The sequence below is a fragment of the Brachyspira catarrhinii genome, assembly GCF_005518285.1.
GTDB classification, from domain to species: domain Bacteria; phylum Spirochaetota; class Brachyspiria; order Brachyspirales; family Brachyspiraceae; genus Brachyspira; species Brachyspira catarrhinii.
This window is the reverse complement of the sequence record NZ_SJDU01000142.1, coordinates 1-5,651: the sequence shown is the minus strand read 5'-3', so window position 1 is coordinate 5,651 and position 5,651 is coordinate 1. Positions and strand designations below refer to the sequence as shown.

4 protein-coding genes and 1 pseudogene are annotated in these 5,651 nt (G+C 29.9%); all 5 read right to left on the bottom strand.

Translation table 11 applies throughout. From position 1 onward, the window contains the following. Position 1: 1 nt before the first annotated feature. Positions 2-1,744: a 4-hydroxy-3-methylbut-2-enyl diphosphate reductase gene (ispH, locus tag EZH24_RS06550; RefSeq protein WP_137998330.1), complete on the bottom strand. Its 1,743-nt coding sequence runs from the start codon at positions 1,742-1,744 to the stop codon at positions 2-4. Next, positions 1,744-1,935 (bottom strand): 50S ribosomal protein L28, encoded by a 192-nt coding sequence (rpmB, locus tag EZH24_RS06545; protein WP_137998329.1) that lies wholly within the window; start codon positions 1,933-1,935, stop codon positions 1,744-1,746. The genes ispH and rpmB overlap by 1 nt, the downstream gene beginning before the upstream one ends. A gap of 83 nt (positions 1,936-2,018) precedes the next feature. Further along, positions 2,019-4,226 carry a transcript cleavage factor gene (locus EZH24_RS06540; protein WP_137998328.1) on the bottom strand — a complete coding sequence of 736 codons (2,208 nt, stop codon included), beginning with the start codon at positions 4,224-4,226 and terminating at the stop codon, positions 2,019-2,021. 3 nt (positions 4,227-4,229) lie between these two features. Then, a complete protein-coding gene (locus tag EZH24_RS06535; protein ID WP_137998327.1) occupies positions 4,230-5,201 on the bottom strand; it encodes a tetratricopeptide repeat protein in 972 nt (323 codons plus the stop codon). A gap of 181 nt (positions 5,202-5,382) precedes the next feature. Further along, a pseudogene (locus tag EZH24_RS06530) lies at positions 5,383-5,651 on the bottom strand (hypothetical protein); the annotation flags it as partial.

The following is a 5,651-nucleotide window of genomic DNA, read 5'->3' as shown; positions in this document are numbered from 1 at the left end:
ATTATTTTATTAATGCCGCTAAAAATAATATGTATAAAGGCGAATCGATTAAAAAAGAAAATAAATGTCTGCTTATCGTTATCGCGTTTCTTCGCATTGCTATAAACGAAACTATGCTTGAATAAGCTATCGGGATAAGATATTTTATATTATTTGAAAGCGAAATATTGCCCGTCATGATTCCTATAAACATAAAAGATATTGGAATAATCGGAACTAATTCGGTTATAATCGCTAATTTTTTCGGTTCTATATACGCGGTTAAAGTTATCGCTCCCGCTATTTTGTCGCTTTGAGAGAATTTTATTTCCATTAAAGCCTGCCTTATAAACATAAAAGTGAAAACTATGCTTGCGGAAAATAAATAGGCAAAAAATTTTTCTTTGATAATATTTCTATGAAGAATAAATATCGAACCGTTTAAAAGTATCGTAACGGCAACCGATATTACAATCGCTTTAAATGGAATAAGTTTTTTAAACAATTTGAAGAATAAAGAATTATCGAATTTTGACCGCTTTTTGAAACTCATATTATATCCCATTCCAAGCAGACTCGACAATACGGTTAGCATCAATATTCCAACGCTCATTTTATAAGAAAAATAAAACATACTTACGCAACTTATAAAAATAATCGACATAAAAAATAATCTATATTTATTATAAAAAGCGAATCTTTTTTTATCGCTTATCCTAATCGCATAATTGCTGTAGCCGTTGCTTAAACTTGTGTATAAATAATAAGAAGCGGTTATGATTCCTATTTGATATTGAAAAGCTTGAGATAAAATATCGTAAATCGCATAGGACATTAAAAACGCGCCAAGAGAAAAAAATATATATCCGTAATTTAGAAAATCGAATATATTTGAAAAGAATTTTGATAAAGAACTTGCGTATTTATCTTTAATCGTTTGTGCCACTTCTTCTATAAGCCAATCGGGAGTGGAAGCGCCCGCCATTATTCCTATATTCTTATAGCTCGATAAATCCAAATTATTTAAATCTTCTTTATATTCCACATAAAATGAAGGTTTTATTGCCGAAGCGATTTTATATAAATTTTTTGTATTGCTGCTTTCCGAACCGCCTATAACCAAAACTACATCGTTTCTTTTAGCTATATCCAATATTTCGTTTTGCCTCTGTTCTGTAGCTTCGCAAATAGTGTCTTTAATTATTATTTCGGAGTTTTTATATTTGTTTTTTATTTTAGAAACGAATTTATAAAAAATATCTTTCTGTAAAGTTGTTTGAGCCACAATTAAAGTTTTTTTTTCATCGTTTGGGAGATTGTCTAAATCTTCGTCTTTATAAACTACAAAAACATCGCCCGCAAATCCGCATACTCCAATAATTTCTGGATGGGTAGGATTTCCAATAACGATTATTCTATAACCCGATAAACTATATTTTTTTACCAAGCCTTGAGTTTTAGCCACATATTTGCAAGTGAGATTAACCAATTTTTTTGCATGTTTTGAAAGAATCTCTCTTCTTTTTGGAGATACCCCATGCGCTCTTATTATAACGGTTTTGCCGTCCAATACCGATATGTCTTCTTTATCTTCGTAAGTTTTAACTCCGCTATTTTGTAGCATATCCAAAGTTTGCGGATTATGTATCAAATGTCCGTCAACATATATTTCGTTTTCGCTTTTAGCCGCTTGAGAAAAAGTGTTTTCAACGGCATATTTCACGCCATCGCAAAAACCAGCAAATTTGCCTATATCGATATTCATTATTTGGCTTTTACTACTTTATTGCCTTTTATACATTTTGCGCATACCAAAGCTTTTTTTACCGTTCCGTTAACTTCTATTCTTATGCTTTGTAAATTAGCGTTAAAAGAACGTTTGGTTTTTATATTAGAATGGCTTACATTATGTCCGTTTTGTTTTCCTTTTCCGCATATTTCGCATACCCTTGCCATAATATCCTCCGTTTTTTATAAAATAATTTTATTAATTTTCGTTAAATATTATATTAAAAATTGATTATAGTCAATATTAATAATTATATCTTCCAATTAGGGAATCGTTTAATAACCGCCGAAATAATATCGGTTTTATAATGCTGCTCCAAATTAACGAGTTTTTGGAATTCGCCGAATATAATTTTTACATCGTCTTCCGATTCCGTTTCTATAAATTTCAAAAGATAATTTTTATCGAATACAAGCTCGTAAACTGTTTTCAAAAGTTTTCTTCCTTGAACGGCGGTTTCTTTATTGTCCACCATTTTTGACAAATAAGATATTATACTTAATAATCCTATCATTAAAGAATTTTTATTTATTTTAATTCCGCCTTCCATTTCGTCCGAATATTCGCCGTCAAGAATTTTTTGAGCGAAATAAACGAAAGACTCGGGATATTCTCTGTAATGCAAAAATATATCGTCTATCGTTTTTGATAAAATATCCGTTTTTCCGTCCGCAAATAATTTGTTTATGACTAAATAATGATTTTTTACTTGCGGAGAATATAATATTTTTAATATAATGTCGTAATATTCTTCATTTTTTCCTTCCCAAATCGCTTTAAGAAATCTATCTCTATAAGTCGAAGAAGGAAGTATTTCGTATATATGAGTATAATCGCCAATATTTTTAATCATGTCGGAAAGCGAAGGAATTCCTTTTTCATTGTCGTTAGAAATTTTTAAATATATCGCGCTTACTATTCTCGCATCGTTTTCGGAATTTTTATCTTTAGCTATATTGACAAAATAATCATGCATCTCTTTCGCTTCTTCAGAGTTCAAATTTGGAGTATAATTCAAATATTCCATATATATTTTGTATCTTTCAAAGAAGTTTTCCGTCTTATTAAATTTAGCCAAACTTTCCGCATCGTAAGTTTCCGCTCCTTCGTTATAAAGGAAAGTATTTTTATCGAATTTAACCGTTGTGGAAGCTCGCACGGATTTTTTAGCGGACTCGAGCCATTTTGGATAAGAAGATTCCGAAACGACTACATTTGGGCTTGCAGTTAATTCCTGTTTCAAATCTTTTGCCGTTATAGTTTTTCTATATTTTAATATTATAGTCAAAAGTTCGGTAGGATTTTCTTCGGCTATTTTTTTCAATTCTTTAAGTTTATACGCTTTATACACATTTATATCGTCTTCTGGCAAAGTCGTTAAAGATTGAATAGCCATATCGAAAGTCATTTTTCTTTCTTCTTCTTGCGAAACAAATTTTATTTTAAGTTCGTTTATCGTCAAAGATTTAATTTTTCCGACTCCGAAATTTCTATGAATGACAAATTTATTTACATCGTATTGAATATATTTTTCAAAAATTTCAATACACTCTTTCGGTTTTTTATTTACATTAGTTATGGCGGAAATTTCTTCTATATTTTCAAAAAGAGTATGATTCGGATACAAAGCCTTATAAACATCGACTAATCTATGTCTGAAAAATTTTGCCTTCTTATTGTTTTGAGCGACTATCGACTGCTCGTAATTAAGCAAATTCTTAATAGTTTTCAAAGCTTCGTTATATTTTGCGTTTTCAAAATAATAAAAGAAAATTATTTTCCAAACATCAATCATAATATTCGCGTCAACGAGTTCGTATAAAGCCGATTCGTATTTTAACAAATAATTATAATTGTCTGGCTCGTATTCCAAAACTTTTTTGATATTGCTTTCGGCGTTATTTCTCTTTCTTATAAGATTTCTTTCAAAAGCTATTTTATAATAATGAACGGCGCTTACCGTGTCTCCCGCGGTTTCTTTAATATGAGCTATTTTTTCGGGCAACTCGGGATTTGAAGTGTCGAATTTAATCAATCTTTCCCAAATTTCAACCGCTTCCGACTCTCTATTTGAAATTTGATAATAATTCGCCAAATATCTTAAAGCGTAATCGCTTTCGTAATATTCGTCCAAAATTTTTTGAGCGATATATTCCACTATATTCCATTTTTTAGCGTTTTTGAAAATTCCCAAAAGTTTATCCAAATTCATATCCGAATAATTTTCCATTTTCAAATTTAAAAATCCAATCGAATATAACGCGGATATATGCTGTTGATTTTTTTCCAATTGAGCTTTCGCGGTTTCTATAGCCGATTCTATTTCTTTTTTATCGTTAATATCGTTTATTATTCCGCTTAAATCCGTAAAGTATTTAATAGTATAATTTAATAAAGGTTTTCTTGTAAAAGTTTCTTCCGTAAAAACGTTTTCCAATTTTTCTAAAGCTTCCGACATAGTTCACCTCTTATTTAATATTTTTATATAATATTGCAATAAATCTTTATCTATAGTCGCCATTTTTCTTCCCCATATTTCTATCTCTTTCATATCCGAACCGTTATGCCTCATTATAAGGCAAGTCGTAAGAAAAGCGTAAGAAGATAAAAGTTTCGGAGCGACTTTTTCTCTTAATTTAAATTTTCTATAATCCGCTTCGAGTCTCGAAATATTTTTTCTTAATTCTATTTCCTCTTCTTTGCTTAATTCTTTTTTTATATCGAGAATATTCATAAGTTCTCCGTAAGCGCTCATCCAACTTATAATTTCTTCTCTGCTATTATTATGAACTCCTCTTTTTATTATTATATCTCTAATTTCCCTAACGGCGTCAATCGTAATTCTTTCAAATTCAATATCAAGAGGTTCGTAAAACAAAGCCTCTCTAATATACATTTTTGCCTTTTTTTCGTCTCCCAATTTATGATTAATTTCCGCAATAAAACCCAAAGTATTTGAATTATAAGGCTCTATAGTATTCAAATATTCGTAAGCCTTTAAGCCTCTGGAATAATCCTCCAATTCTATAAACGCGTTAGAAAGCAAATGCAATTCTTCCTTTCCGTTAATATCTTCCGACATTAATAATTCGATTATTCCGTTATACACAAAATAATGAATAGCGTTTATAGATATTAAATCAATCTTATAATTTTTATCTCTTATAAATCTACAAAATTTTTTATAAGAAGAATCCAAAAATTTACAATATTCTAAATAATCCTCTTTAAGTTTTTCTAAATTATCAAGCCTGTTTATCCAAAATTTCACGCATGATAAATTATCGTATAAATCGGCGTTTTCAAAGTCCATAGCCATTATTCTGTCAAAGTCTTCCAGCGACTCTTTGAATAAGCCTTTTTTTAATTTATCTTCTATAATGAAGAAAATATCTTTAACGGTTTCTTTTCTTGAAAATAATTCTTCATTCATACTATTTAAACTACTCCCAAAAACAAAAATCGTCCAAAGATAAACGGATAACTCTTATAATATAATGCAATAATTCCAAATTGTCAAGCGATATTATATAAAAGTTTTAATAGAGGCTATAGATTTCTAAAAAGCTGTTTTTGCTATATAGCTATTATAAAAAGTTAATGAAAATTAAAGTTTAATTAACTATACTATCAAAATAATTTACGATATACCAATATTGTCCCATTTGTCTTAAAATAAACACTCTTTTTATAACTGGGTCGTATATATTGCCGTTATTCATATTAAAGAATCTATGAAATAATCTCGTTTCGACTTCCGCTCTCGGCAAACCGTATTCTTCCGTTATCGTAATTTTATCTATTCTATAATCAAGCAAAGTATATACGGTCGCGGGGTCGTATTCCCGTTGAATGTCGCGGGGTCGTATTCCCGTTGAATCAT

Bases quoted from the DNA above. Each gene is read 5' to 3' on its own strand.
- ispH (WP_137998330.1), bottom strand. From the start codon at position 1,744: ATGAATATCGATATAGGCAAATTTGCTGGTTTTTGCGATGGCGTGAAA.
- rpmB (WP_137998329.1), bottom strand. From the start codon at position 1,935: ATGGCAAGGGTATGCGAAATATGCGGAAAAGGAAAACAAAACGGACAT.
- EZH24_RS06540 (WP_137998328.1), bottom strand. From the start codon at position 4,226: ATGTCGGAAGCTTTAGAAAAATTGGAAAACGTTTTTACGGAAGAAACT.
- EZH24_RS06535 (WP_137998327.1), bottom strand. From the start codon at position 5,201: ATGAATGAAGAATTATTTTCAAGAAAAGAAACCGTTAAAGATATTTTC.